13 protein-coding genes are annotated in these 24,095 nt (G+C 67.7%); 9 read left to right on the forward strand and 4 right to left on the reverse strand.

Features of this window, described 5'->3' with window-relative positions; translation table 11 throughout:
- Positions 1 to 391: 391 nt before the first annotated feature.
- From EJG53_RS06580 to EJG53_RS06595, 4 genes are all read right to left on the reverse strand, one after another.
- A complete protein-coding gene (locus EJG53_RS06580; RefSeq protein ID WP_125044052.1) occupies positions 392 to 3,262 on the reverse strand; it encodes a pPIWI_RE module domain-containing protein in 2,871 nt (956 codons plus the stop codon).
- 89 nt (positions 3,263 to 3,351) lie between these two features.
- Entirely contained in the window at positions 3,352 to 6,789 is a 3,438-nt protein-coding gene (locus tag EJG53_RS06585; protein ID WP_125044053.1) for a pPIWI_RE_Z domain-containing protein, read from the reverse strand.
- A complete protein-coding gene (locus EJG53_RS06590; protein WP_125044054.1) occupies positions 6,782 to 7,957 on the reverse strand; it encodes a pPIWI_RE_Y domain-containing protein in 1,176 nt (391 codons plus the stop codon). Before EJG53_RS06590 ends, EJG53_RS06585 begins: the two co-directional genes overlap by 8 nt.
- Complete coding sequence (locus EJG53_RS06595; protein WP_125044055.1) at positions 7,954 to 9,600, reverse strand: PD-(D/E)XK nuclease family protein; 1,647 nt, start codon at positions 9,598 to 9,600, stop codon at positions 7,954 to 7,956. Before EJG53_RS06595 ends, EJG53_RS06590 begins: the two co-directional genes overlap by 4 nt.
- 136 nt (positions 9,601 to 9,736) lie before the next feature.
- On the opposite strand from EJG53_RS06595, the gene EJG53_RS06600 reads away from it, so the two are divergent.
- From EJG53_RS06600 to EJG53_RS06635, 9 genes are all read left to right on the forward strand, one after another.
- Entirely contained in the window at positions 9,737 to 10,447 is a 711-nt protein-coding gene (locus EJG53_RS06600) for a hypothetical protein (RefSeq protein ID WP_244955014.1), read from the forward strand.
- The gene (locus EJG53_RS42255) at positions 10,444 to 10,611 is read left to right on the forward strand and encodes a hypothetical protein (protein ID WP_244955015.1); all 168 of its coding nucleotides are present in this window, start codon (positions 10,444 to 10,446) and stop codon (positions 10,609 to 10,611) included. Before EJG53_RS06600 ends, EJG53_RS42255 begins: the two co-directional genes overlap by 4 nt.
- A gap of 90 nt (positions 10,612 to 10,701) precedes the next feature.
- Entirely contained in the window at positions 10,702 to 11,820 is a 1,119-nt protein-coding gene (locus EJG53_RS06605; protein ID WP_125044056.1) for a hypothetical protein, read from the forward strand.
- The gene (locus EJG53_RS06610; protein ID WP_125044057.1) at positions 11,817 to 13,334 is read left to right on the forward strand and encodes a hypothetical protein; all 1,518 of its coding nucleotides are present in this window, start codon (positions 11,817 to 11,819) and stop codon (positions 13,332 to 13,334) included. Before EJG53_RS06605 ends, EJG53_RS06610 begins: the two co-directional genes overlap by 4 nt.
- Positions 13,331 to 14,695: an AAA family ATPase gene (locus EJG53_RS06615; RefSeq protein WP_125044058.1), complete on the forward strand. Its 1,365-nt coding sequence runs from the start codon at positions 13,331 to 13,333 to the stop codon at positions 14,693 to 14,695. Before EJG53_RS06610 ends, EJG53_RS06615 begins: the two co-directional genes overlap by 4 nt.
- Before the next feature lie 281 nt (positions 14,696 to 14,976).
- Positions 14,977 to 18,153, forward strand: coding sequence for a helicase-related protein (locus tag EJG53_RS06620; RefSeq protein ID WP_218041906.1), 3,177 nt, complete (start codon positions 14,977 to 14,979; stop codon positions 18,151 to 18,153).
- Positions 18,150 to 18,920 carry a DUF4391 domain-containing protein gene (locus tag EJG53_RS06625; protein ID WP_167515069.1) on the forward strand — a complete coding sequence of 257 codons (771 nt, stop codon included), beginning with the start codon at positions 18,150 to 18,152 and terminating at the stop codon, positions 18,918 to 18,920. Before EJG53_RS06620 ends, EJG53_RS06625 begins: the two co-directional genes overlap by 4 nt.
- A 45-nt stretch (positions 18,921 to 18,965) precedes the next feature.
- Positions 18,966 to 20,963 (forward strand): site-specific DNA-methyltransferase, encoded by a 1,998-nt coding sequence (locus tag EJG53_RS06630; protein WP_125044060.1) that lies wholly within the window; start codon positions 18,966 to 18,968, stop codon positions 20,961 to 20,963.
- On the forward strand, positions 20,964 to 24,059 hold the full coding sequence (locus EJG53_RS06635; protein WP_125044061.1) for a restriction endonuclease: 3,096 nt from the start codon (positions 20,964 to 20,966) through the stop codon (positions 24,057 to 24,059).
- Positions 24,060 to 24,095 lie beyond the last annotated feature (36 nt).

Raw genomic sequence — 24,095 nt, forward strand, 5'->3', positions numbered from 1 at the left:
ACACCGCCCCCTCCCCACCCGAATACATCACCCTTCCCGCCACCCTCGAACGCTCCATGGGCGCCGACCGTCGCCACGGCCTCAGCCGCATCGCGGTGACCTCACCCACAGGGACGAGGACGGAGACGACGACGGGGGCGGCTACGGCCAGGGTGACAACGACAAGACCCCACGGTCCGCGAGGGACCGTGGGGTCTTGAGCTGTGGGACGTTCACGAGTTCCCTTGACCAGGCACAACAGGACTAATTGATGTTGAGGTTCCCGCGGCCCGCAAGATCACTCCCCGAGAGCATGCATATGCATTTATTGAACCCGCACCTACGCCCTGAGATAGTAGGGCCTTACCCGCTGAGGAGGGGTGAGACTCCCTCGGCTCCTCAGCGGGAAGCTTCATTCGTCGTCATCCCCGTCATCGAGGTCAAAGTCGAAGGTCAGCTGGCCCGACAGAGCGTCGTCCGGCGCGGCCGCAGCCTGGGGCTCCGTCGGGTCCAAAGCCTCCTCGATCTCGTGAGGCAGAGCGTAATCGTCCGCGAGTCGCGCGAGGTGGAGGATCAAGGGCAGAGCCAACCCCTCGCGACCAGCACGGTAGTCCTCGCTGAAACGCTGCTGGTGGACGAATGCGGCCCATGCTTCCGCATCGTCACCGGGCTGAAGGCACGCGACGGTCAGTTCGAGGAGGTCCGGATTCCAGGCGTTCGCCGTCGGCCGGTAGGCGTTGTTGCCCGAGGCGTTGGTGTGCGGAGTGAGTTTGGCGTCGTCGTTGGTGAGATTTGGCTGCGAGCCGGACTTGCCGGTCGTGCTGTAGAAGACGCGGTCCGAGTCACCCCGCACTCCGGGCCGCCACAGCCCCATCGCGATGCCCCCACGTTGCTGGCCCTCCAACTTGGGAGAGAGTTCCTCCGCCTCGGCCCAGCACTGTGCCGTTTCGTCCCGGCTGCCATCGGCGATCCGAACGATACGAAGCTGCTTGCCGTACAGACCGATCCGCTGAAGGGGACCCCCGTCGAGGCCGAGCCTGTCCCGTTCCAGACCGTCGTTCCTCAGCCACGGCCAGCGCTTGCGGACGTCCTGGGCGTGGGCCAGGACGAGCGTCGGGGTGCTGCGCAGTTGTGCGAGGGTCTTTTTGACGAAGGCCGCCATGAGGGCCGACTGCTCGGCGCTGTTCTTCCTGCCTTCGACCCTTCCCGTCAATGACTTGAGGAGTTCGGAGTACGGCACCCATGCCTGCATGTCGGCCGACTTGCCCAGCACGCATTTCGCGCCCGGTCGGATGAGCACCGCGATCGGCGTAAACTGTTGCTTGCCCATGGGCCCGTCAAGGCGGCGTTCCACGAGGTGGAAGGCCACCTGGTTCAGGTTCGCGGGGATGAGCGTGTCACCGAGCGTGTGCTGAGGCACCAGCCGCATGCCGGTCTGGCGCAGGCCGTCCGACCAGGCCGCGGTGGCACGGAGACCTGCATCGGCGAGAGCCTCGTCCGCCTCCGCATCCGGGTCTAGTGGACGGATGAATTGGGTCACCAGGCCGGCGTCCGCGCAGCCGAGGCGGATCGCATGCTTGGGGTCGGTCCGTCGCTTGGCGTGGCGGAAGGCATCCTGCCCGTCGAGCTCCACGAAGGCCAGCCGCGCCCCGGGGACGGCTTTCCGCAGGGCGGACATGGCCAGCGCGACACCGATACGGCGCTCCTCGATGGCCCTGTCGTGTTCCTGTCCCCGGCGTGGCACGCCGTCGCCTCCCAGCGGTGCACCGAGAGCGCCCAGTGGCCGCGCGTGCAGCCGGACGGTCAGCTCCTCCGCCTCCCACACCCAGGTATCGGGACCCTGCTCACGCCGGTGCCCGGCCAGCCCCAGCCCCGTCTCCGCCGCTGCGATCATCTGATCGCGGATGGCGTCGTTCTGGTGGAGCACGACCGCGGTGAGGTCTTCCCCTTCGAGAGCTTCGGCCAGGCGTGTCCGCAGAACCTGAGCGTTGTGGGCCGCGTTCAGCTCACGCTGGTCCAGGATGACCGCGCGCTCTTCGGGATCCTTCTCTTCCATGTTCTTGGGAATGGACGGCAGCTTCTTGAGCTGCTTCTTGGGCGGCCGCGCGTACGCACTGCGCTCGAGCTTCGGAACGGAGACGAACTCGGGAGCGATCGCCTGCTCCGCCCACTCGATCAGCCGTCGGTGTTCGCTGGGCATCAGTCCGGTGCCGATCGTGTGCCTCCCCATGGCCGCCTGGTGCCCGATCGCGATCCGGATGCCCTCCCGGCCGTGGATCCAGTGGTCGGCCTCCTTCACCAGCCGGTCCGGGGACGGCAGTGCGTCGAGTGCGCTGATCCCGGCGAGCATTCCTTCTGCTCCGCCCTGACGCCAGTCCGTGGTGCCGTTCTTCCACTCCAGCATGGCGACGGCGAAACGCTGCGGCTGCGGACCGTCATGGACGAGGGAGTCGTCCGGGAGCAGGTACGCGGACACGCCCTTGCCGTATGGCATGTAGACCTTGCCGGTGACAAACCGACGCACGCCGGCGGCCACGTGGACGCGCGGGACGGGTGAGAAGGGAACGGTGCGCACGGTGATGCGGAGGGTCGCCGCATAGTAGGCCGACTTGCCGTCGCCGCCACCGCGCCGCCCGGGTACGTACCCGATCACGTTCGACATCAGCTCGGCGCCCCCGCTTCCCTGCCCCCTGGCCCCCGTGCGGCCGGCGACCTGCCGGAACGACAGCTGCTGCCCGTGGTGTTCGTACGCGCCCTGGCGCGCGATCCTTTCGGCGAGGACGTCGGGAAGCAACCGGTACACATGGGGTGCAGGCAGAGCGGTTCCTCCGGGCGACACCTTCTGCTCGAGGAGGTCGACCCTGCCGGGCCGCCAGCTGAGAGCCGCGGTGTCGAGGTCACGAAAGCAGTTCATCAGCAGGGCCGCGGTCTCGGGATCGCCGGCATCGCGCGGGAGGCTCTTGAGCCAGGTGGCGATGTAGAGGTTCGTCACCGCCATCGGGTACGCGTCCTGGCAGTACAGCCAGGGGTTCTCCGAACCGAACCGTGCCGTGGAGTCGACCGCGACGATGTCCGGCGCGGTGGCGCGCATCAGCTGGTTGACAGCCGCTGTGGGTACGCGGCGCCGTCGCTCAGCCTGCCCCTCGGTCATTCCACCGTGGTAGAGGCGCAGGAGTGGTTCCTCCCAGTGGGCGGGCAGGGAGAGCGTGTGCATCGGGACGACGAAGGGTCCCCGTGCCGGGTCGGGCAGGTACGCAGCCGGACGGTTGTACTGGTAGGGCATAGTGTCGGTTCTCCTCGGAGCAAGGCGTGAAGTCTTCGGACGCGACGCGAACACGTCGGGGGTGAGGTGTGGTGTGGTGACGGATGCCGTCAGCCCATGTCCACCAGGGCGCGGTAGAGCGGTTCGTACAGCTCACGGACCAGGGACTTGCCGATCGGGGCAAGGTGCCGCTCCGCCGTGTTCCCGTCCTCGAAGTAGGGGGCGAGCACCTCACGCATGCTCGCCAGCAGGCTGGTGTCGGGGGTGTCCGTGTCCTGGAATCCGGCTTCTCTGGGAGAGAAGGCCGCGTCGACGAAGACCACCCGGGCCGGCGCGCCGCCGCGCACCAGACGACCGATGACCTGCCACATGACGACGAGCTGGTCCCAGGTGAACGCTGCCTTCTCCTCGTCCCGCAGGCTGGACCAGGCCAATCGTCGGGTGAGGAAGCGGTTCCACTGACGGCGTGCGCGGCTGCGGAACGCCGCGGCCGCCTGGTCGGGGGTGACGGCGGCGAGCGCGTTCTGCCTGAAGGATCCGTCGGCATCCCGGAGTTGGCGTACGGCCCAGTCGTTGATGGACTGGATGGCGAGTGAGATGTCGTCGGGCCGAGGGTGTGGGCGTGCCAGGAAGTAGACCGTGCCGATGGCCGCCTTGCCATCGCGCAGGACGATGTTGTGTCCCCGCTCCACGGCGAGCAGCGGCGCGACGAGAATGTCGCCGCCGACCGAGGGGAAAGCCTTCACGTCACCGCGGGGCAGTGTCCGTGCGGCGGCGTCCTCCGGCAGCCGGGTCCAGACGGTGTCGGAGTCCGCGTCGTCGGAAACGAGTCGGGTGACGCGGCCGTTCCACTCGGGGATCTGGTTGAGGTACTCGGCGGCCCGACGTGCCTCGTCGTAGCTGCCGACGAGCAACAGGATGCGGCGGCGGTCCGGATCGTCGATCTCCTTCAGCTCGGTGTCCAGCATGCTCTCGGCGTCGGGCAGACTCCGGTCGGGCACCGCGAGCTGGTGCAGCATGTGCAGAAGGGCCTGTGGCCGTTCTTCGGGGTCGCAGCCTGACAGGCGCAGCGGCTTGGGCCGGTCATTCCCGGGCCAGTACAAGAACTCCTTGCGGAACTCGCTGCCCAGGACGGCTTCGACTTCCTCGTCGTGAGGACGCAGAACGGCACCGACGTCGGCGTGCACGTGGTACCTGCTCGACGTGCCCGCCCAGCTCGTCGCGGACATGAGCAGGACGTGCGGGCCCGGGCGGCCGTCCACGGCGCACAGCTCACCGAGCCGCATGAGCAGTTCGCGGCCCACGCCGTTGCAGTGGAAGAAGCGGAGTTCACCGCTGCGGTCACCATCGCGCTCACGGTCGTCGTGGCGGAACTGGAAGCCAAGCACGTTACCCATGGGCGACTCGGGGATGACCGCCTCGTAGTCCTTGGGGGGCCTGCGGGAGAGCACGTTCGAGGCGCTCTCGAGATTGAGGGCGGCCTCGACGCGCGGCCACAGCGTGGTCATGAAGTCGAGGCGGCTGTGCAGAGCGGAAAGGAGCAAGGTGAACTCGAAGCGCCGGGCCTGGAGGTCGGCGTCCGCGAGCACCGTGCTGTCGTCTCCGACGATGTCGGTGAGGGTGTCGCGCAGCCTCTCACGCGTCCGTGCTCCCTGGGGCGCATGCAGGAGTTCCAGGGCGAGGTGGACGAAGGTGTTCACTAAGGGTGTCACTTCATCGTCGTCTCCCGTGCTCTGCTGCTCGTGCAGCGGGTCGTCGCGGAACCGGCCGAGTGCACCGTCCAGCGTCCGGGCCGCCGCAGGCGGGCGTTCGCCCTCCTTCCGCCCCGGGAACCAGCTTTCCAGCAGCAGGTTGTGGAGGGTGAAGGCACTGAAGTAGTCGACGCTGATCCACCGCCTGAGCTTGTCGTCCTTGACGAGCAGGGCGAAGAGGCGGTCAGTGGCGGCGCTGACCGTGTTGACGGCGTTGGTCCAGTCGTCGACGTCACGGGCGGACAGCTGGAGCCGGCCGTCCCGGGCCATCTGCTGGAACTTGTGGACGGCGACCTCGTCGAACCAGGAGTTCGGGGCCTTCCCCACCAGAGTGCTGGCCGGCGCGAAGGCCGTGTCGAGCTGCATCTGCACCCGGTCGGCCTCGTCGACGATGATCAGGTCGCTGAGTCGGCACGCGAGTTCAAGATACCGGAGCTGTTCCTGGTGCTGGTGCATCGGGACGGAACTGTGCACGAGACCGGCTGGGGTGGCGACCCACACCTGTGCGTCGACCAGATCACGAGCCCCGCGGTGGCGCGGACAGCGGTTCCACAACGGGCACAGTCTCCGCTGCGGCTTCGGGCCTTGTGCGTCACGCTGCGTGCTGTACTCCTCGTCGAGGAGGGGATCGCCGTCCGTGGCCTCCTGCTCGGGGACGGTGTACAGCGTGATGCACGGTGCTTCACGGACGCCGAGCGGGCGGCGGGCTTCCAGGCCGCGCAGCACGTCGACAGGACAGGCGCTGCTGAGGTAGGCGAAGCCCGCGTTGTCGTGCCCGAGCATGGTGGCGGCGCCGGCCGTGGCGGTGCGGCGGTGCAGCCGATTGATGTTGCGCTCCCGGGTGGAGTGCCCGAGGATCGGCGCCGCCCGCACACCGAGCCGGTTGAACTGCTCCACCACGGCGAGCGTCTCGGCCACGTCACCGACGACGATGGTCACCCGGCGCGGTGTCCGGGTCACGAGGTGGTAGGTCAGGATGTCCCGGAGGGTGGACTTGCCGGCTCCCACCATCCCCACGAGGTGCAGCAGCCGGTCGATCCTCAGCCGTCCCTGTTCGGTGAAGCGGCCGAGTTCCGCGTCGCGCACAAGCAGTTTCACCCGCCGGAGCCGCCCGGCCCAGCCGCCCCGCGCCCCCTCCGGCGCCGTCGCCTCGACGGCGTCCATCTCGTCGGCGGCCTTCTCGAGCTCTTCCCAGGTGACGTCGACGGGCTCTCCATGCCCGGCCGGTGGTGCATCGAGCGCGTGAGCGCGCGGCAGGGTGTCCGTCAGCAGTTCCTCGTCGAACACCACGGAGTGGGTACGGTCCTGCACCCGGAAGGTGTGCTCTCCCTCCTCGGCGAACGGAATGGACCGCGTCGCGAACCGTGGAGCGGTGCTGAGCAGCTCTTCGAAGATCTCGAAACGGCGTGCGGCGCGCGATGGCTCCCGACGGCGCGGTACGGAGCCGGGCCCGTCGATGTCGTATCCGCGCAGGTGTTGGGGGACCTCAAGGTAGTCGGTCAGCGCCTCCGACCAGGCGCGCCGTCGCCGCATGTCCCACAGATAGTGGCGGGCGCGCAGAACGCGCAGCCGCTGTTCGTCGGTGCGGACGTCTCCGAACACCTCGCTGTACGGGTAACCGCCCAACAGCGGCCAGACATCGGCGGCCGTGCGGGTGGGCGTCACGTCCTCCAGGAGGTACAGGCCCAGTTCGACGTCGAGAAGGTCGCCGGGACGGAAGCTGCCGAGGTTCGCCGGCCACACCTCGGTGAGCTGCTGCGGCGAGCAGCGCCGGTGCCATCCTCTGCGGTCACGCACGGCTTCCTCCTTCGGTACACGGGTCTCCCGCCTTGTTACGTGGGGTGGAGATCTCATCGGCGACCAGCCGCAGGAAGGCCCGGTCGTCCAGCAGGGTGACCCGGTCGGCCAGGTCCTCCGGCAGGTTGCGGCGGAACTGCCGCCCGTACGCCTCGTTGTCGCGGAAGCGGTAGCGGGGCACGACGACGAACGCCCGGTCGTACGGCGGCTCGTTCCTCAACGACGTGAGGGAGCGCGCCAGGAGAACGGGGTTCACCCGGTCCTTGACGTCCACCGCCCAGTGCCGTCGCCCCGGCAGGGGGACGCGCAGGTCGTACGCGTCGTAGTTGGGCCACATCTCGGCGGTGATTCCGAACTTCTTCTCCAGGGCGGTTTGCAGATCGGTCTCCGCGAGCCCGGGGCTGGTGATGAACATCCGCAGGGGGCGGCTGAGCTGGAAGACTCCGCCTTTGTCGGCACGAAGCGGCGTGCCTTCGTCCGAGGTGCCGTCGCGGCTGCACCGGTCCAGTTCGCAGCGGTGGCCGCCGTGCAGCAGCGGCACCATCAGGCAGCGGCAGCGAGCGCACTGCCGGTATGTGCCGCACCGCAGGTAGGAGGCGGGTACGGGCTCATAGCAGCGCTTGATCACGTCGTGCAGCAGCATTCCGCAGTCGGGATCGCCGCCGAGCAGTGCCAGCTCGGCGCCGGTCAGCACGGGCCTGGAGGTGAGCAGGGCCCGGAACGCGGTGTAGGCCTGCGGGGCCTTGGCCGCACGGCACACGGCGAGTGCTTCCCGGATGCGTTCGCTCTCGAAGAGCTCGGCGGCAGGGTCGGCCGCGCTCACCTCCCACTCCAGGCACAGCTGGTGCGGCAGCCGGGTCTCCGGATCGACGAGCAGGGCCGTGCCCGGAAAGTTCTCGGGCGGCAGCTCCAACGGCCACTCGATCAGCGGCCGTTCACAAGCCCAGCGGACCATCTGCGGCACACTGCCCGGCGGTTCGTCGCCCCGGCGCAGGCAGTGCAGGACGAGGCGGTTGTACGCGTTCTGCACCTTCGCCGGGTAGACCGGGTTGGGTACCGTCCTCTGCCGGGACAGGCACGCCAGGGCGCTGGCGATCTGTCGGAGCAGCCCCTCGTCCGTGCCGACGGCGTCCTCGGGCCGTGCATCCCTCATGTCGGTCGTGGTCACGCCTCCCCCTCTCTCGCGACGGCGCCGTCGGGCGCGGCAGCGGCGCTCGGACACCACCGGGACACCGGGCAGAAGCGGCAATGCGGGCCGGGGCGGGCGTCCCATGTCTCGTCCTCCCGCCACGGTCCTGCGTACCGCCGCAGAACCGACAGCGCCTTCCGCTTCTGGCCGGGGTCCGTCGGGTCGATCACGTGCGGATCGGAACCGTCCGGCCGGAGGATCTCCACCTCGACGCGCGAGCCGTCCGGATCGCCGCCCAGCGCACCCTGAGCCAGGAGCGCGACCGCCAAGGCGAGTTGGGGGTAGGTGTCGAGAAGGTCCTCGTGGTGGCGGCGCCGCTTCCGTGTCGTCTTGAGCTCCCGCCACACCCACGAGCCGTCCTCCTGGTAGAGCAGGTCGGGTTTGGCGATGACGACGGCCTGCGCCGCGGTGTCGTGGACGACTCGGAGGGCTTCGGGCTCGACCCGCTGGATGAGTGCGGCGTCCTGGAAGGGACAGGCGTCGACGTGGTGGAGCAGCATGTCCCGACCGGTCGCGGCGTCCTCGTCGGAGACGCGCCAGCGTCCCTCTGTCCAGTTCTCGCCCGCCGGGGGCATGTCGCCGACCGCGCACGGCGGCCATCCCGGGCGCCGGTGCAGCTTTTCGATCCAGCCGTGCACCGCCTGGCCGAGCCTGGCCGCGCTGCCGTACTCGTCAGACTTGGGCAGGTGCAGAGAACGGAGGAATCCCTGTGCCGGGCAGGCCGCGTGATAGCGCAGATCGCTGACCGACACCTTTCTCAGCGGTGCCACCCTCGCGGGAAGGCCGAGGACACCCGGCCTGCGCGGAACGGCCTCGCAGCCCGTGAACTGCTTGCAGTCGACGCAGGATGAGCCGGGTACCGGCCTGCCGCCCGCCACGACACGGGCCACGTGCGCATGCCCGTGCTCGGCGTAGTAGGCCTCGGCCTCCTCGGCCGTCCCGTCGAACTGCACGCGCGGACGTCCGTCGGCGAGCCCGACTTCGACGACACGCACCCGCTCGGGCCGGGCGGCGGGGCCGTACGGCTGGAACGCGCGCGCCCATTTCCGCGGCCAGGCCGCCTGGCGCCCGTGAACGGCCACGTACACGGCGATGGCGATCTCGCCGGGCTCGGAGTCCTTGGCCTCGCCGTGCCGCAGCCGCCGGTACTCGCGCAGTCGTCCGTCGGCCGACTCGTACCTGCGCCACCAGGCGTACATCTCCCAGAACTTGCCGTTCTCCCGCTGGGCCACCCAGTACGGGCGGACCGGCTGCAGCCGCTGCTCACCGTCGCCGGTGCACGCTTCTATGTACGTACGGAGGGCGTGCTCGGCATACGTCAGGTGACCGGGGTGGAGCGCGGGGGTGCGCGAGCGCAGCCCCACCAGGGCCTGGTCAGGTGTCTCACCGTCGAACTCGACCCGGTCGACGGCGTCCATCACCGGCCCGAGGGTGAACGTCTCGAGCTCCGGCTTCGGAAGCCGGAGAGGCCGGGTCGGCCACAGACCGGGCCGGGCCTTGGCAGCGGCGTGCGAGGGGCAGGTGTGCTCCTCGCTCCCGCCCGTACCGGGCCCTACGCGCACGAGGCCGTCGTTCCCGGTCAGCCAGTGCGGCTTGTGCCATGCCGTCGTGTCGTGGCCCATTGCCTCCCCCTTGTCTCAGAACAGACGGCACCCTTCGGTCGGGCCGGGTGCGCCGCCGCATTCGACCGTAGCAGGTAATCTTGGAACTCATTGGAAGTTCTTGGCATAGGTTGGTTGCTGCGCTAAGCTGCCCCGCATGGCGGCATCACTGGAGGAACTCGAGCAGCGCCTGTCCCACCTGCGCACCGAGCTGCGCGGTGCCGTGCGCGCACGGGACAAGGCCGAAACCGCGCGCATCCGTCGTGCGCTGCGCGAAGCCGAGGCCGCTTGGGAGCACGCCCTCGAGACCGAGGCGGAACCGGACGCCGAGGCATCCCCGGCCGAGTCCCCGGCGCCGCAAACGTCGGCAACCACAGGCGCACCACGCCGCACGGAGCGCCCGACGCACGGCTCCATCCCGATCCGCGAACAGGTCCACCAGGCACTCACCCTGCTGGGCGCCCCTGCCGCCCCGAAGCTCATCTCGTCCACCTACGAGGCGTTCTTCACCGAGTCGCTGGTCGCCACCAAACTCGCGTCCCTGCGCCGCGACGAGGAGCGATCCTTCACGGCACAGGGCTATGCCCGCCCGTACTACATCTGCGCGGCACTGACCCACGACCGCCTGGTCCCCGCACGCGGACTCCTGTCCCTGTCCACCTGGCCCGTGGAGCGGCGGATCATCGGCCCGCTCAGCCCCCGTGCCGACTTTCTCACCCACGCGGTGGGAACCGCCGAGCAGATCCAGCGACTCACCACCGCGGGGCATCCGGCCCCGACGCGGCCTGGCGGCTGCTGCGCCGTTTCGCCCTCACGATCCCGGGCGCCTACGACGCCGCGGCCCCGGAACCCGACCCCGCCCGCGTGATCGCGGCCGCCCACGCCGAAGCGGCCGTCCACCAGCAGGAGGACGACCAGCAACGGCTAGCGGCCGCGCAGCGCGCCCGTACCCAACTCGCCGACGTGCAGCAGCTGTTCGGTGCGGCACCGATGCGTGACACCTTGCGCGATGCGAGTGGGACCCTGTCCTGACGACCCCTTCACGACGGCGATGACGTCAGACGCCTCGCACGCCGGTGAGCTCCCGAAGACGTACCCGAAGACGTTCCCGAAGTAGAGACGATGCCCTCGCAGCAGTCCGAACCTCCCGACAACCGACTCGCGCGGCTGCGCGGACCAAAGCCCCCTCAGCCGTACACCGCCCGCAAGATCACCGCCCTGACCGCCAATCCCGCCTGCGCCCGCCGCGCCGTCCTCGACGCCGCCGGTGTGGACAAGGCGCTGCTCGCCCAGCAGGTCGGATACGAGCCGCGCTTCGGCCAGTCCCCCTTCGCTCTCGCCCGCGAACAGGCGTTCCACGGCCACGTGAAGTGGGGCAGCTACGCCGAGCTCATCCGGCTGCTGCGCGAGCAGCTCTCCGTCCCCGTGGCGGAGGCCCATGTCACCGACCTCAACGAGGTAGGGGGCAACACGGCCCTGCACCTGCGCGAGCGGGAGACCCGCCGCCTCATCGCGCACGTGGCCTCCGGCCAGGACGTACGGCTCATCCTCGACCGTCCCCTGCTCACCCTCGAAGTCGCCGGTCAGACGGCGTACTTGGAGCCGGACGCGCTCACCCACCGCATCGGGGGGAAGTTCCACGTCGTCCTCATCCGCTCGTTCGCGGCGATCGACGGCCAGGCCAATCCGACCGCCGTCGCCGAGACGGCCAAGCAGGCCGCGGTGTACGTCCTCGCGCTGCACCGCGCCTTCGAGACGGCCGGCCTGCCCGCCGAGCAGATCTCCCACGAGTTCCTGCTCGTCTGCCCCAAGGACTTCTCCAACCGCCCCTACGGCCGCCTGATCGACCTCCGGCAGGAACTCGACGCCCTCCAGTTCCAGCTCTCGCGGCTGCGGCGCGCCGAGGACCTCGCGGCCCAGCTCCCCGAGACGGCGACCCTGGACACGGCCCGAAGCGCGGACGAAATCTCCTCTTCCATAGAGGCGTTGGACGCGTCGTACACACCCTCCTGCCTGTCCTTCTGCGAAATGGCGCGCTACTGCCGCGACGAGGCCGACGAATGCGCCTCACCGGCCCGTCTGGGCAGCGGCGTGCGCAACGACCTGCCGGGCATCGACTCCACCCGCACCGCGCTCGACTACCTGGACGGCGTCGCCGCCCCCGGAGAGGCCGAGGCGGAAGCCGCCGACCTGCTGCGCGCCGCCGCCCGGCTGCGCCGACTCCGCCGGGGGGCCGCATGAGCGTCCTGTCCACCGTCGCGACGCTCACGGCCTCCCGCACCGGCCGTGCCGAACCGCTGACGACCGTCCGCCACCAGCACCTGGACGAGAAGCCGTTCGTCCTGGTGCCGCTCACCCTCGCCGGCGAGGCGTGCGCGCCCTTGGCCGCGCTCGCGGGTACGGACCCCGAGCACCCGACCCTCCTCACCGTCCGCCAGCCACGCAACCGTGCCGAACGCTTCCGGTTCGCCGAGCGCCTGGCCGCGCTCCTCCTCGCGTACATCGACGGGTGCCGGACGGAGACGGAGCCCTACACCGTCGGCCGCGGCAAGGAGAAAGAGGAACGCCTGCGCTGCCGGCGGGCCCCGCAGCTCCTCGTCCCGAACGGCGAGGGCATCTCGTACGTGCGCCTGCTCGGCCGGCTGACCAGGCTGCGCGCCACCGAGGGGCCGTACGCAGTCGACCAGTCCGTGCCGACCCTCGGCAAGTGGCTGACCTGGTTCGCGGACCTGGCCGAGTTTCCGGACTCCGGTGTGCTCCTCGCGATGACCCGGCTGCTCGCCGCCAACTGGGCCACGGGCCAGAGTTCTTCCGAGGACTCCCACCTCGCGTCCCTGCTCGCCTGGATCGATCCGCCGGAGGGCAGCGACGGCGCGCGGGCGGCACGGGAGGCGGAGGACCCCGCCGTGTGGCCGCCGGCCGGTCCGTCCACGGACCCGGTCTTCGACCGGACCCTGCACGAGTTGATGACGCGCTACGACGAGGCGTCCGACGGCCGCGGACGCGAAGCGGTCGGCCGCCAGATCGACCGTGAGCTGAGCGGCCAGATGCTGCCCACCTGGCGGCTGATGTGGCGCGGCGTGGAGCTGCTCCGCGAGCTGCCGGAGGGCGCCCACGTCCCCGGCCGCTGGGCCCTCGACCGGCGCTGGTTCTCCGAGTACGCCGAGTACCTGGAGGCCGACGGCCGCCCGCAGGCCCGCCGCGACCAGGCCGTCCGAGCCGCCCGCCGCCTGGCCCGGCTGGAGGATGCGGTCACCCGCTACGAGGCGCAGCGCGCGTACGACGACCCGCTGGTGATGGCGGAGTACGAGCTGACCGGCGAGGCGTTCACGGGCACGGTCACGGCCAGGGACGGGGACCGCTTCATCCCCGGCGAGCGTCCCGGATCCCAGGTGTGGCGTCCGACGATCACCCTGCGCACCGGCACCGACGTCCGCGTCGATCTCGCGGTCGGCACGGAGGTGAAGTCCCCGGCCCGGCCCGGCCAGGAGGCCCGCATCCTCGAAGTCAGGCGGGAGGACGACGGCGGCCACGCCGTGGTGCTCCAGCTCAAGGGCGGTTTCGCGAGGAAGCGCACACCGCCGGCACCGCCCGGCACCCTCGCGGAGGCCGGCGAGGAGCTGACGTACACCACGCTCAACCCCACGGCCATGCCGTCCGCCCTGCCCGACGAGGAGAACACCCCCTGGACCCACGGCGGTCCGCCGCAGTCGTACGAGCCCACCGACGAGGACGCAGAGGAGACCTGGGAGTGACCGCCCTCCTTCCCGACACCGGGGAGCCCGAAGCCCTCACCCCCGGCGAACGCGCGGACCGGGCGGTCGCGGGGATCCTGACCAGCCTCGACACCGCGCCCGGCCGGGGCGTCGTGGTGGACTCGCCGCCCGGAGCCGGAAAGTCCACGCTGGTAGTGAAGGCCACCGGGCACCTGACGTCCGCTGGCCACCAGCTCATGATCGTCGCGCAGACCAACGAGCAGGTCGACGACCTGGTGGACCGCATCGCGCGGGAGCACCCCGGTCTGGCACTCGGCCGCCTCCACGCCAGTGGCCACGTCCTCCCGCCCCGCGTCACCCGGCACCCCAACGTGACCGGGAGCAACCAGGTGACGGACCTGCGCGACCTGCCCGTCGTGGTGTCCACGGCGAAGAAGTGGTCGTTCGTCACGCCGGACAAGTGCACGCCGTGGCGGTGGGCCATCGTCGACGAGGCGTACCAGATGCGCTCGGATGGCCTCCTGGCGACGGCCCCGCTGTTCGCCCAGGACGACTCACAGGTCCTCTTCGTCGGCGACCCCGGCCAGCTCGACCCCTTCGCCACCGTGGAGACCGACCGCTGGCACGGCCTGACCTGGGACCCCCTGCGCAACGCGGTCGACGTCACCCTTGCCCACAACCCCGACCTGCTCCGCCACCAGCTCCCCGTCTCCTGGCGGCTCCCGGAGACGGCGGCGCCCCTGGTCGAGGAGGCCTTCTACCCCTTCTACCGGTTCGTCCCCGGCACGACGGCACCGGAGCGCGTGCTGTCGTACGCCAGCCTGCCCCACGGCTCCGGCCCGCCGGACGACGTCCTCGCCCGGGCCGCCGACTCCGGCTGGGGCTACCTGGAACTCCCCGCCCGACACACCCTGGACCATGACCCGGAGGTGGCGGACGCCCTCGTGGCGACGGCGGCTCGGCTGCTGGAGCGGGGTGCGCTGGTCAACGGGGAGCGCCTGACCGCGGACCGCTTCGCGATCGGCACAGCACGCACTGTGCAGGCGGACGCAGTCCGCTCCCGCCTCGCTGCCTGCGGCCTGACCGGCATCACGGTGGACACCGCCAACCGCCTCCAGGGCCGCGAGTTCGACGTGACCTTGGTCTGGCACCCGCTGTCCGGCCGCCAGGACGCCTCGACCTTCCACCTGGAGACGGGCCGCCTGTGCGTCCTCCTCTCCCGGCACCGCTTCGCCTGCATCGTGGTGGCCCGCGCCGGCATCCGCGACCTCTTGGACCAGCATCCGCGGAGCAATCTTGTGTACCTGGACGTACCGCCGAAGTTTCCGGACGGGTGGCGGGCGCATCAGGTGGTTATGGGGCGGCTGGAGCAGGGCGAGCACCGGGTGCGGACGACGTGATCATGCACGAATAGGGTGCCAATGGCAGTGGAAGAATGTACGGTCCACGCAGATGTGGCCTGAGGGGGATACCTACCGCATGGCAGTAGCAATCGACAATCCGAGCATTGACTTGCCGTACAGCGAGCGGGCCTGGCACTGGGAACTGGACGAACGAAGGCAGCCGATGGGGGAACCACTTCCAACGGCCGCCGCCTGAGCCAGGTCCCCTGCCGTTCACCGGTAACCCGGTCGGAGCAGCGACAGTTAGTACACGTCTTCACCCCGGAGGTTCCGCTTTCATGGTCCCCAGCGACACGGGCCGGACGATCGACCGGTTGCGCAAGCATCTGACCGGCGCCACACGCCTGGACTCGCTGTCTGAGTCGTTCTCCGTGTTCGTCTACGAGGCGCTTAAGGAGGAGTTGGTCAATGTCGACCTACGCCTGCTCCTGCACGGCCACAGTCTTGACGATTTCGCCCTGAATGGCCTTGAGGAGGAGAACCTCCATCGCGCCCGGCTGGATCAGCACCGCGTTGCCCGCGTGTTCCTGACCTGGGCCGAAGAACATCTCCAGGCAAGGGCACTGAAACGGCGCACGCGCGGTACCTGGACGAGCGTCGACGGGCCGTTCCCTTATGTCGTCGACGGCGCGGGCCTTGAGGCCGAGAGCCTCGGCCTGGTGGCGTCCCAGGACCTGTACTTCCCTCTGGAAACGACGGAAGCGGACAAGGTGGCGCAGGCCGTGGTCCGCTTCGAGCGGATGTGGCACGACGACGGCACCAGCAGTACCATCCAGCAGGAGTTCCTCAACGCCGCCCGAACCCTCTTCATGGACAGGGCACCTGAGTCCATCTACCTGCGCATCCTGACGTCCCTGTTCAAGGACTTCGTCGAGGAGGCCGGCGAGGAGACCGCTGAGCGAGGCAGAACGGGCTTCTACGACTCCGTCGTGTGGAAGAAGCTCTACAAGTTCCAGCGTGACGGCGTGCTCGGTGCGATCGAGAAGCTTGAACGCCATAACGGCTGCATCATCGCCGACAGTGTGGGCCTGGGGAAGACCTTCGAGGCCCTCGCCGTCATCAAGTACTACGAGCTGCGCAATGACCGCGTTCTCGTCCTGGCGCCCAAGCGGCTGCGGGAGAATTGGACCATCTACCGCGGCAACGACAGGCGGAATCCGCTGGCTGCGGACCGCTTCCATTATGACGTCCTCAACCACACCGATCTCAGCCGGACCGGCGGGCTGTCGGGGGACATCGACCTGGCGAACGTCAACTGGGGCAACTACGACCTCGTCGTGATCGACGAGTCTCACAACTTCCGTAACAACCCTCAGGTCAAGGGACGAACGACCCGATACGAGCGCCTCATGGACGAGGTCTTCAGGTCTGGAGTGAGGACCAAAGTCCTCATGCTCAGTGCAACGCCCGTGAATACACGCTTGGCTGACCTGAAAAACCAGGTTCTGTTCGCCACCGAGGGAGACGACCAGGCACTGGCTTCGGACGGGATCAGAAGTATCGAGACCACACTGAACAAGGCACAAAGGCACTTCAACGAGTGGCAGCGACTCCCTGCGGCCACTCGGAGTACGAAGTCCCTGGTCGGCACGCTCGGCATGGATTACATTCGACTGCTGGACCTGGTCACGATCGCCCGCTCCCGCAAGCACATCGAGAAATATTACGGCACCAAGGACGTCGGAAGGTTCCCCGCCCGCCTGGCTCCCGTAAACCTCACCCCGCCCATCGACACGGCCGACATGATGATCCCGCTGGAGGAGATCAACCGGTCGATCCTGCGTCTGAATCTGGCCGCCTACAAGCCCACCTCCTACGTCAGCGCCAAGCACGAGAGCAAGTACGCGGCCTTGTACGACCAGAGGGTGCGCACTGGCGGCCGACGCGTGTGGCGGCAGACCGACCGTGAGAACAACGTGGTCCACCTGCTGCGAGTGGGTCTGCTAAAGCGCTTGGAGTCCTCGGTCAACTCCCTGGGCAAGACGCTCGGCAAGATCCTGGCCACCGTGGAGGGCGCGATCGCCAGCATCGACGCCTACGAGGCGACCGGGGCCGAAGGAACGTCCATTGACAGTTTCGCCGACCTGGAGAAGATCGACCTGGACGACCCGCAGTTCGAGGACACCGTCGGCGGCAGCGTCAAGGTCTTCCTCGCTGACATCGACCGGGTGCGGTGGCGGCAGGAACTCGAGCACGACCGGGACACCGTGGCCAGCCTGCTCGCCGAGGTGACGGCGGTCGACGCCGACCGCGACGCCAAACTGGCCGAACTCAAACGGTTCCTGCGCGACAAGGTCCAGCACCCCACCAACGACGGCAACCGCAAGGCACTGGTGTTCACCGCTTTCAGCGACACGGCCGAGTACCTCTACGAGCATGTGGCCCGCTGGGCTCGTGACGAACTGGGGGTGCACGTGGCCCTGGTCACGGGGCAGAGCACCCGGAGCACCCTCCCGATGAAGCGCGTCCATATGGTCGACGTCCTCACCGCGTTCTCACCGCGCTCCAAGGACGGGGATCCGGACGACCCGCAGATCGACATCGTGATCGCCACCGACACCATTTCCGAGGGCCAGAACCTCCAGGACTGCGACACGGTGATCAACTACGACATCCACTGGAACCCGGTGCGCATCGTCCAGCGTTTCGGTCGCGTCGACCGCCTCGGTACCACCAACACGAGTGTTCAACTGGTCAACTTCTGGCCCAACATAGACCTGGACGCCTACATCAACCTCGAGGCGCGCGTGTCCAGCCGTATGACCCTGCTGGACGTCTCCGCGACCGGTGAGGAGAACGTCCTGGACGTCACGTCCGGCGACATGAACGACCTCGACTACCGGCGCAAGCAACTGCAGCAGATGCAGCAGGCCGCTCCCACCATGGAGGACCTCGCCGGCGGTCTGAGCATCACCGACCTGACGCTCTCCGACTTCCGCATGGACGCCGCGGCTCGTGCGCGTGACGAGCTTCAGGAGATCGCCGGGTGGCCCCTGGCCCTGTTTGGCGTCTCCCGCTTCGACAAGGCCCTCGCCGACGACGGGCTCGCTCCTGGTGCGGTCTTCCTCCTGCGTGTGCGGGACGACGCGTTCGCCTTCTCCGAGGGGTACCCGCTGGCGCCGTACGTGCTGGCTTACGTGACCGACGACGGCAGCCTCGCTCACGAGATCGAGGAACCCAAGCTGGCCCTCGACGTCCTGCGCCACCACTGCCTGGGCATTACCGAACCCGACGCCGCCATTCTGGCGGAGTTCGACCGGATGACCAGGTCGGGCAGGTCCATGAAGCACTACCGCGACCTCTTGGACGTGGCGGTCCGCGCCGCCTCAGGAAAGGCCGAAGAAAGCATGGTGGCCTCTCTCTTCTCGGCAGGCCCCTCACTACTGGGAACGGAGGCCGCCACGCCCGGCCTGGAAGCCGTTAATTTGATCGCATGGCTGGCGGTGCTGCCGTGAGTGGCATTCCCCACAAGTGCGCCGGTGCCGACCTGCTGGCTCTGCCCGAGAAGGCCCGGCAGCAGCAGCGTGTCGCGAAGAAGATGCTCGCCGCCCAGTTCGAGGATCAGACCCCCGCCGACGCCCGGCTACTGACCAAGGCGGTGGCCTCGGCGAACCTGGTCGGCATTTTACGCCCGGAGACCATACAGGTGCCCCGGTACCAGGACGGCGAGCGTACTGTCGTCGACGTCCCTGTCCTCGAGGCCTTCCTGGCCGACAGGACCTCGGCATCCGACAGGACTCGCGTGGCCGAACTCGTCCATCGCAGCATGGCCAAGCCGGTGGTGCTGTTCGTGCACATGCCCGACGGCATCACGGCCCTCTCGCTGGCGCTCAGCCATGTGAGCCGCACAGACCCCACCAGGTCGACCTCCGTAATAGACGCGCACGTCATGGTGCCGACCAAAGGTATCGAACCGGGCGCCCTCCACCTCGACCGGCTGGACCGCACGGACATGTGGGCGCTGTACCGCGACCTCGTGCGGACCGCAGCCGCTGACGGCCGCCCTGCCGGCACTGCCCTGCGGGCGGCGGACGCGGTCGCGCTACGCCGACGGTTGACCGACCTGGAGAGCGAACTGATCACGGTCGTGCGGGACGCGAAACGCGCGAGGAATCAGCAGCAGCGCATCGATCTGAATATGTCGGCTCGGACGCTACGTACACAGATCGGTCATGTCAGAGGCACCCTATACAGTGCCGACGGCGACCATGACACCGCCTGAACAGCTTGCAAATCATCACCTAAGCACACAAGGAAGACATCACCCGTGACCCTGGACTTCGAACCGGTCGGCGACCTGACCGGCCCCGGCGAGGCCAAGTCGAACCTCGACGTACTGGCGCGTCTCTTCCCCGACGCCGTCGTCGACGGCACCGTCGACCTCGATGCCCTCCGGGGCCTCCTGGGTGAGAACGCCGCCCCCACGACCGCTGAGGCGTTCGGCCTGCGCTGGCCGGGCATGGCCGAAGCCCGGCGCCTGTCCACGCTTCCGGCGACAGGCACGCTGCTTCCGAAGCCCGAGGAGTCCGTGGACTGGGACAACACCCGCAACATCGTCATCGAGGGCGACAACCTCGAGGGGCTGCGTCTGCTGCGGCGCGGATACACCAACAAGGTCGACGTGATCTACATCGACCCGCCCTACAACACGGGCAACGACTTCGTCTACGAGGACAAGCGCGTCACTTCGCAGGCCGGGCACGAGACCCTGGCGGGGCAGCGGGACGATGAGGGGGCACTCCAGGCCGGCACCGAATCCGACCGAGTACAGGACCGCAGGACCGGCGCGTCCAGGCATTCGGCGTGGTTGTCGATGATGTATCCGCGGTTGCTAGTAGCACACCACTTGCTCAAAGAGACAGGCGTCATCATTGTTGCGATTGATGACTGCGAGCATGCGCGGCTCAAGCTTTTGATGGATCGAGTGTTCGGGGCAGAGAACTTCATCGCCAACCTTATTTGGCAAGGCGGCCGCAAGAATGACTCTCGCTACGTTTCCGTCGGCCACGATTACATGCTCATCTACGCAAAAAACGAGGGAGTCCTTCGCCAATCCGAAACGCGATGGCGCGAAAGGAAACCCGGAGTTGACGAAATCTTGGCGCGCGCTTCAGAAATCTGGCGCTCCCATGATGATAAGGAGGCCGCAAACAAGGCTTACAAGAAATTCCTCAAGGGAATGGCAAAGAAGGGGGCGACCGCAGGAGTCCTGAGGTTTGCAAACCTCGATGAAACAACGGGCCGCCCCTATAACGCAGACCGCGACCTATCTGCACCGAACCTCCGAGCCAGCGGCGACTACGACATCTACCATCCGGTTACCAAAAAAGCCGTGACCCGGCCCCAGGGTGGAAGCGGGTGGCGCATGACCAAAGAGTCCGCCCAACAAATGATCAAAGACGACCTCATCGTCTTCGGTGAAGATGAGACAAAAGTCCCGCGCGGGAAAATCTTCCTGGATGAAATGTCCGATCAAGTGGCAGAGTCGGTATTCAATCAGGAGCGAACCTCTGCCGGAAAGTCCCTGGTGAATCTACTTGGTTGCGATGTTTTCCCTTTCCCGAAAGACGTCAACGTGGTTGCCCGGTGGCTCAATATCGTGACCGATCGCAACCCGAATGCACTCATCCTTGACTTCTTTGCAGGTTCCGGCTCCACTGGCCACGCAGTCATGAACCTTAACGCCGCTGACGGCGGCAACCGTCGCTACATCCTGGTCCAGCTCGACGAGCCCGTAGGCGAGGACGGCTACAACACGATCGCGGACATCACCCGCGAACGCCTACGCCGTGCGGGCCAGCAGATCGTGTCCAAGCAGAGCCCCGACGCCGCCCCCATCGACACCGGCTTCCGGTCGTACCGCCTGGCCTCCAGCAACGTGAAGGTCTGGGACGGGACCCCTGACCAGTTGAGCCTGCTCGAAGCCGTGGACAACCTCGTGGCTGGGCGTACCGCAGATGATCTGCTGGTAGAGATGATGCTGCGCATGGGCGTGGAGCTGACCACACCGCTGGAGACACGCGAAGTCGCGGGCAGCCCGCTGTACAACCTGGCGGGCACACTGTTCGCATACTTCGGCACCGACATCACGATCGACCGGGCGAACGAGGTCGCCAAGGCTCTGGCGGCCTGGCGCGACGAAGAGCCGGGCGACGCCGACACCACGGTCGTCGTCCGCGACACCGGCTTCGTCGACTCCGCCGCCAAGCTCAACTTCGCCGCCGCGCTCAAGCAGGCTGGCTTCACCACGCTGCGGAGCATCTGAATGAAGTTCTCCTTCGATGCGGACCTCGACTACCAGCGTCAGGCCATCGATGCGGTCACGGGCCTGTTCAAGGGTCAGGAGGCCATGACCTCCCAGTTCACCGTGCACGCGCACCCGTCCGCGCACGCTGGCTTCGAGGGGCTGTCCGACCTGGGATACGGCAACATGCTGCATCTGGACCGGGAGACGATCCTCGCGAACCTGCGCGAGGTGCAGAACCGTACCGGTCTCGCCCCGGAGCCGTCACTGGACTCGATGAACTTCACCATCGAGATGGAGACCGGCACCGGCAAGACGTACGTTTACCTGCGCACCATCTATGAGCTCAACCAGCTATACGGATTTACTAAGTTCATGGTGGTGGTGCCATCGGTGGCCATCAAGGAGGGCGTCGAGACGTCCATCCGGATGCTTCGTGAGCATTTTGCGACCCTGTACGGCAATCCGCCGATGAACTTTTTCCAGTTCGACGGCGGTAATCCATCCCGGGTCCGATCCTTCGCCACCTCGCCGAGCATCGAAATCATAATCGTCACCGTCGGGGCGATCAACAAGAAGACCAACAAGATCTACCAGCCGGCCGAGGATCTCGACTTCGAGGTGCCCGCCGATCTGATCCGGGCCACAAGGCCGATCATCATCGTCGACGAACCCCAGAGCGTGTACGGGGACGCCGGCAACGGAAGGAAGAAGGGCGCGGGACGCAGCGCGCTGGAGGACTTCAACGCCCTGGCCACTCTGCGCTATTCGGCCACCCACCCGAAGGACGACAAAGCCAACCTCGTCTACCGTCTCGACGCCATCGCCGCTTACGAGAACGAGCTGGTCAAGCAGATCGAGGTCGACTCGCTGATCACGTCTTCCAGTGGGACGACCCCGTACGTCAAGTTCCTCGAGGCAAAGCGCGGCAAGGCCGGAGCGATCACGGCCCGCGTCGAGGCGGACGTCGAGGAGGGGAACGAGCTCAAACGGAAAGCCATCACGGTTGACACCGGGTCGCGCAGCAACCTCGCAGATGTGACTGGGCGTGACCTGTACAAGGACCTCACGGTGGTCGCCATCAACGCGGCCGAGGGGCAGCAGAGCATTTCCTTCGATACCGTCGCGCATCCGCTCGGTGTAGGCGACAGCATCGGCGCCGAGGTCAGCGTCGATGAGCGGGCCCGCCAGATGATCGCTCAGACCATCCGGCAGCATCTGCGCAAGGAGCAGGAGTTCGCAATCCACGGACGTGACATAAAGGTACTCAGCCTGATCTTCGTCGACTCCGTGGCAAAGTACCGTGAGTACGGCCCCAACGGGGAGGCTCTTCCCGGCGAGCATGCGCGGATCTTCGAGGAGGAGTACACGCGCATCGCCTCGGAGCCGGAGTTCAGCACTCTGCTGGGCGACTCCCCCGCCGACCAAGTCGCAAAGGAAGCTCACCAGGGGTACTTCTCCGTGGACCGCCGCAAGGGCGGTGGTGAAGTACTGGTGGACACCAAGGAGACCACCGACAAGGGGCGCCAGCAGGCCGGTCTGGCTTACGAGCAGATCATGCGGGACAAGGTCGGCCTGACCACGCCCGGCACCCCCATCCGGTTCATCTTCAGCCACTCCGCGCTGCAGGAGGGATGGGACAACCCCAACGTCTTCCAGATCTGCGTCCTGAGGAACATGGGCACCGAGCGGTGGAGGCGCCAGTCCATCGGCCGGGGCCTGCGCCTCTGCGTGGACGGGTCTGGCAACCGCGTGCACGGATTCGACACCAACCACCTCACCGTGATCGCGAACGAGTCCTACGAGGAGTTCGCCGAGCGCCTCCAGCGCGAAATGGCCGACGACCTGGGAATCCGGTTCGGCGTCGTCACCGTGGACGGCTTCGCACGGCTGACCTTCAAAGCGGAGGACGGGAGCGTCGTCCCCGTGGGCGCGGCCGCCGCGGAACAGCTGTACCAGGCCCTGTTCTTCGAAGGGTACGTCGACGTTAAGGGGAAGGTACAGGACAGCCTGCGCAAGGCCGTGCAGACAGGCGACGCGAAACTCACGGAGATCGTCGGCGACGTCATGGATTCGGAGACCGCGACCAAAACGGTACTCGGGCACATCAAACGCCTGGCCAAGCCGATCGACGTCAAGAAGGCTGGCGAACGCATGGCGGTGCCGGTGGTCCAGGAACGGCTGGAAAGCGCCGAGTTTCAGGAACTCTGGAACCGCATCCGGCACCGCACGGAGTACCGCGTCGACGTCGACGAAACCGACCTTCGCGCCGCGATGGTCAACGCGCTGCGCACCATGCTCCCCGTGCCCAAGCGCCGCGGCGAATGGCTCACGCACCGCGTGCGGCGCATAGACCAGAGCGGTCTGACGGCCGAAGCGGCGGCCGCGCGCCGCACGGACGTCACCTACGCGGACAGTGAAGACCTGCCCGACATCCTGTCCGTCCTCGCGGATCGCACGCAGTTGACCCGTGCCACGCTCGCCCATGTCCTCACTGAGTCGGGCACCCTCGCACAGTTCCGGAACAATCCGCAGGCATACATCGACCAGGTGGGCCGCCTACTCAACATCACCAAGGAGCAGTTCCTTGTCGAAGGGGTGCACTACGAGTTGGTGGACGCCTCCCGCCCAGAAGCGGACCGCCGCTACCCGATAAGCCTGTTCCACGAGGCTGACCTCGCCGGCTACACCGGCCCCGGAGGAAACATCATCACGAACGCGGACGGCAACGCCGTCTCGTTCGAGGACAAGTCCGTGTACCGCTACCTGATCATCGACTCGGCTCCGGAGAAGGAATTCGCACTCGCACTCCTACAGCGTCCCGAGGTCAAGACTTTCGTCAAGCTTCCGCCATCGTTCCAAATCCCGACCCCTCTGGGGAACTACAATCCCGACTGGGCCCTGACCGTGGAACGGACCGACGGCAGCCGCTACATCGTTTTCGAGACCAAGGACGTCAACGAACTGGCCCTACTGCGCCCCGCAGAGCAAAAAAAGATCGCTTCCGCCCGTAAGCACTTCGCCGCGGTGACGCGAGACGCGGGGATAGACGATCTCGAGTACGAGGTCGTCAACGGCATCGAGGCGGCGACCGCGGTGATGGAACGGGACGCCTGAAATCACGGTGTGCTGCGGGATCGGTCAGCACCGTTC

The organism is Streptomyces chrestomyceticus JCM 4735 (genome assembly GCF_003865135.1).
Lineage (GTDB): Bacteria > Actinomycetota > Actinomycetes > Streptomycetales > Streptomycetaceae > Streptomyces > Streptomyces chrestomyceticus.

Excerpts from the sequence above, each read along its gene's own strand:
- EJG53_RS06610 (WP_125044057.1), top strand. The coding sequence starts at position 11,817 with ATGAGCGTCCTGTCCACCGTCGCGACGCTCACGGCCTCCCGCACCGGC.
- EJG53_RS06605 (WP_125044056.1), top strand. The coding sequence starts at position 10,702 with ATGCCCTCGCAGCAGTCCGAACCTCCCGACAACCGACTCGCGCGGCTG.
- EJG53_RS06600 (WP_244955014.1), top strand. The coding sequence starts at position 9,737 with ATGGCGGCATCACTGGAGGAACTCGAGCAGCGCCTGTCCCACCTGCGC.
- EJG53_RS06595 (WP_125044055.1), bottom strand. The coding sequence starts at position 9,600 with ATGGGCCACGACACGACGGCATGGCACAAGCCGCACTGGCTGACCGGG.
- EJG53_RS06635 (WP_125044061.1), top strand. The coding sequence starts at position 20,964 with ATGAAGTTCTCCTTCGATGCGGACCTCGACTACCAGCGTCAGGCCATC.
- EJG53_RS06620 (WP_218041906.1), top strand. The coding sequence starts at position 14,977 with ATGGTCCCCAGCGACACGGGCCGGACGATCGACCGGTTGCGCAAGCAT.
- EJG53_RS06580 (WP_125044052.1), bottom strand. The coding sequence starts at position 3,262 with ATGCCCTACCAGTACAACCGTCCGGCTGCGTACCTGCCCGACCCGGCA.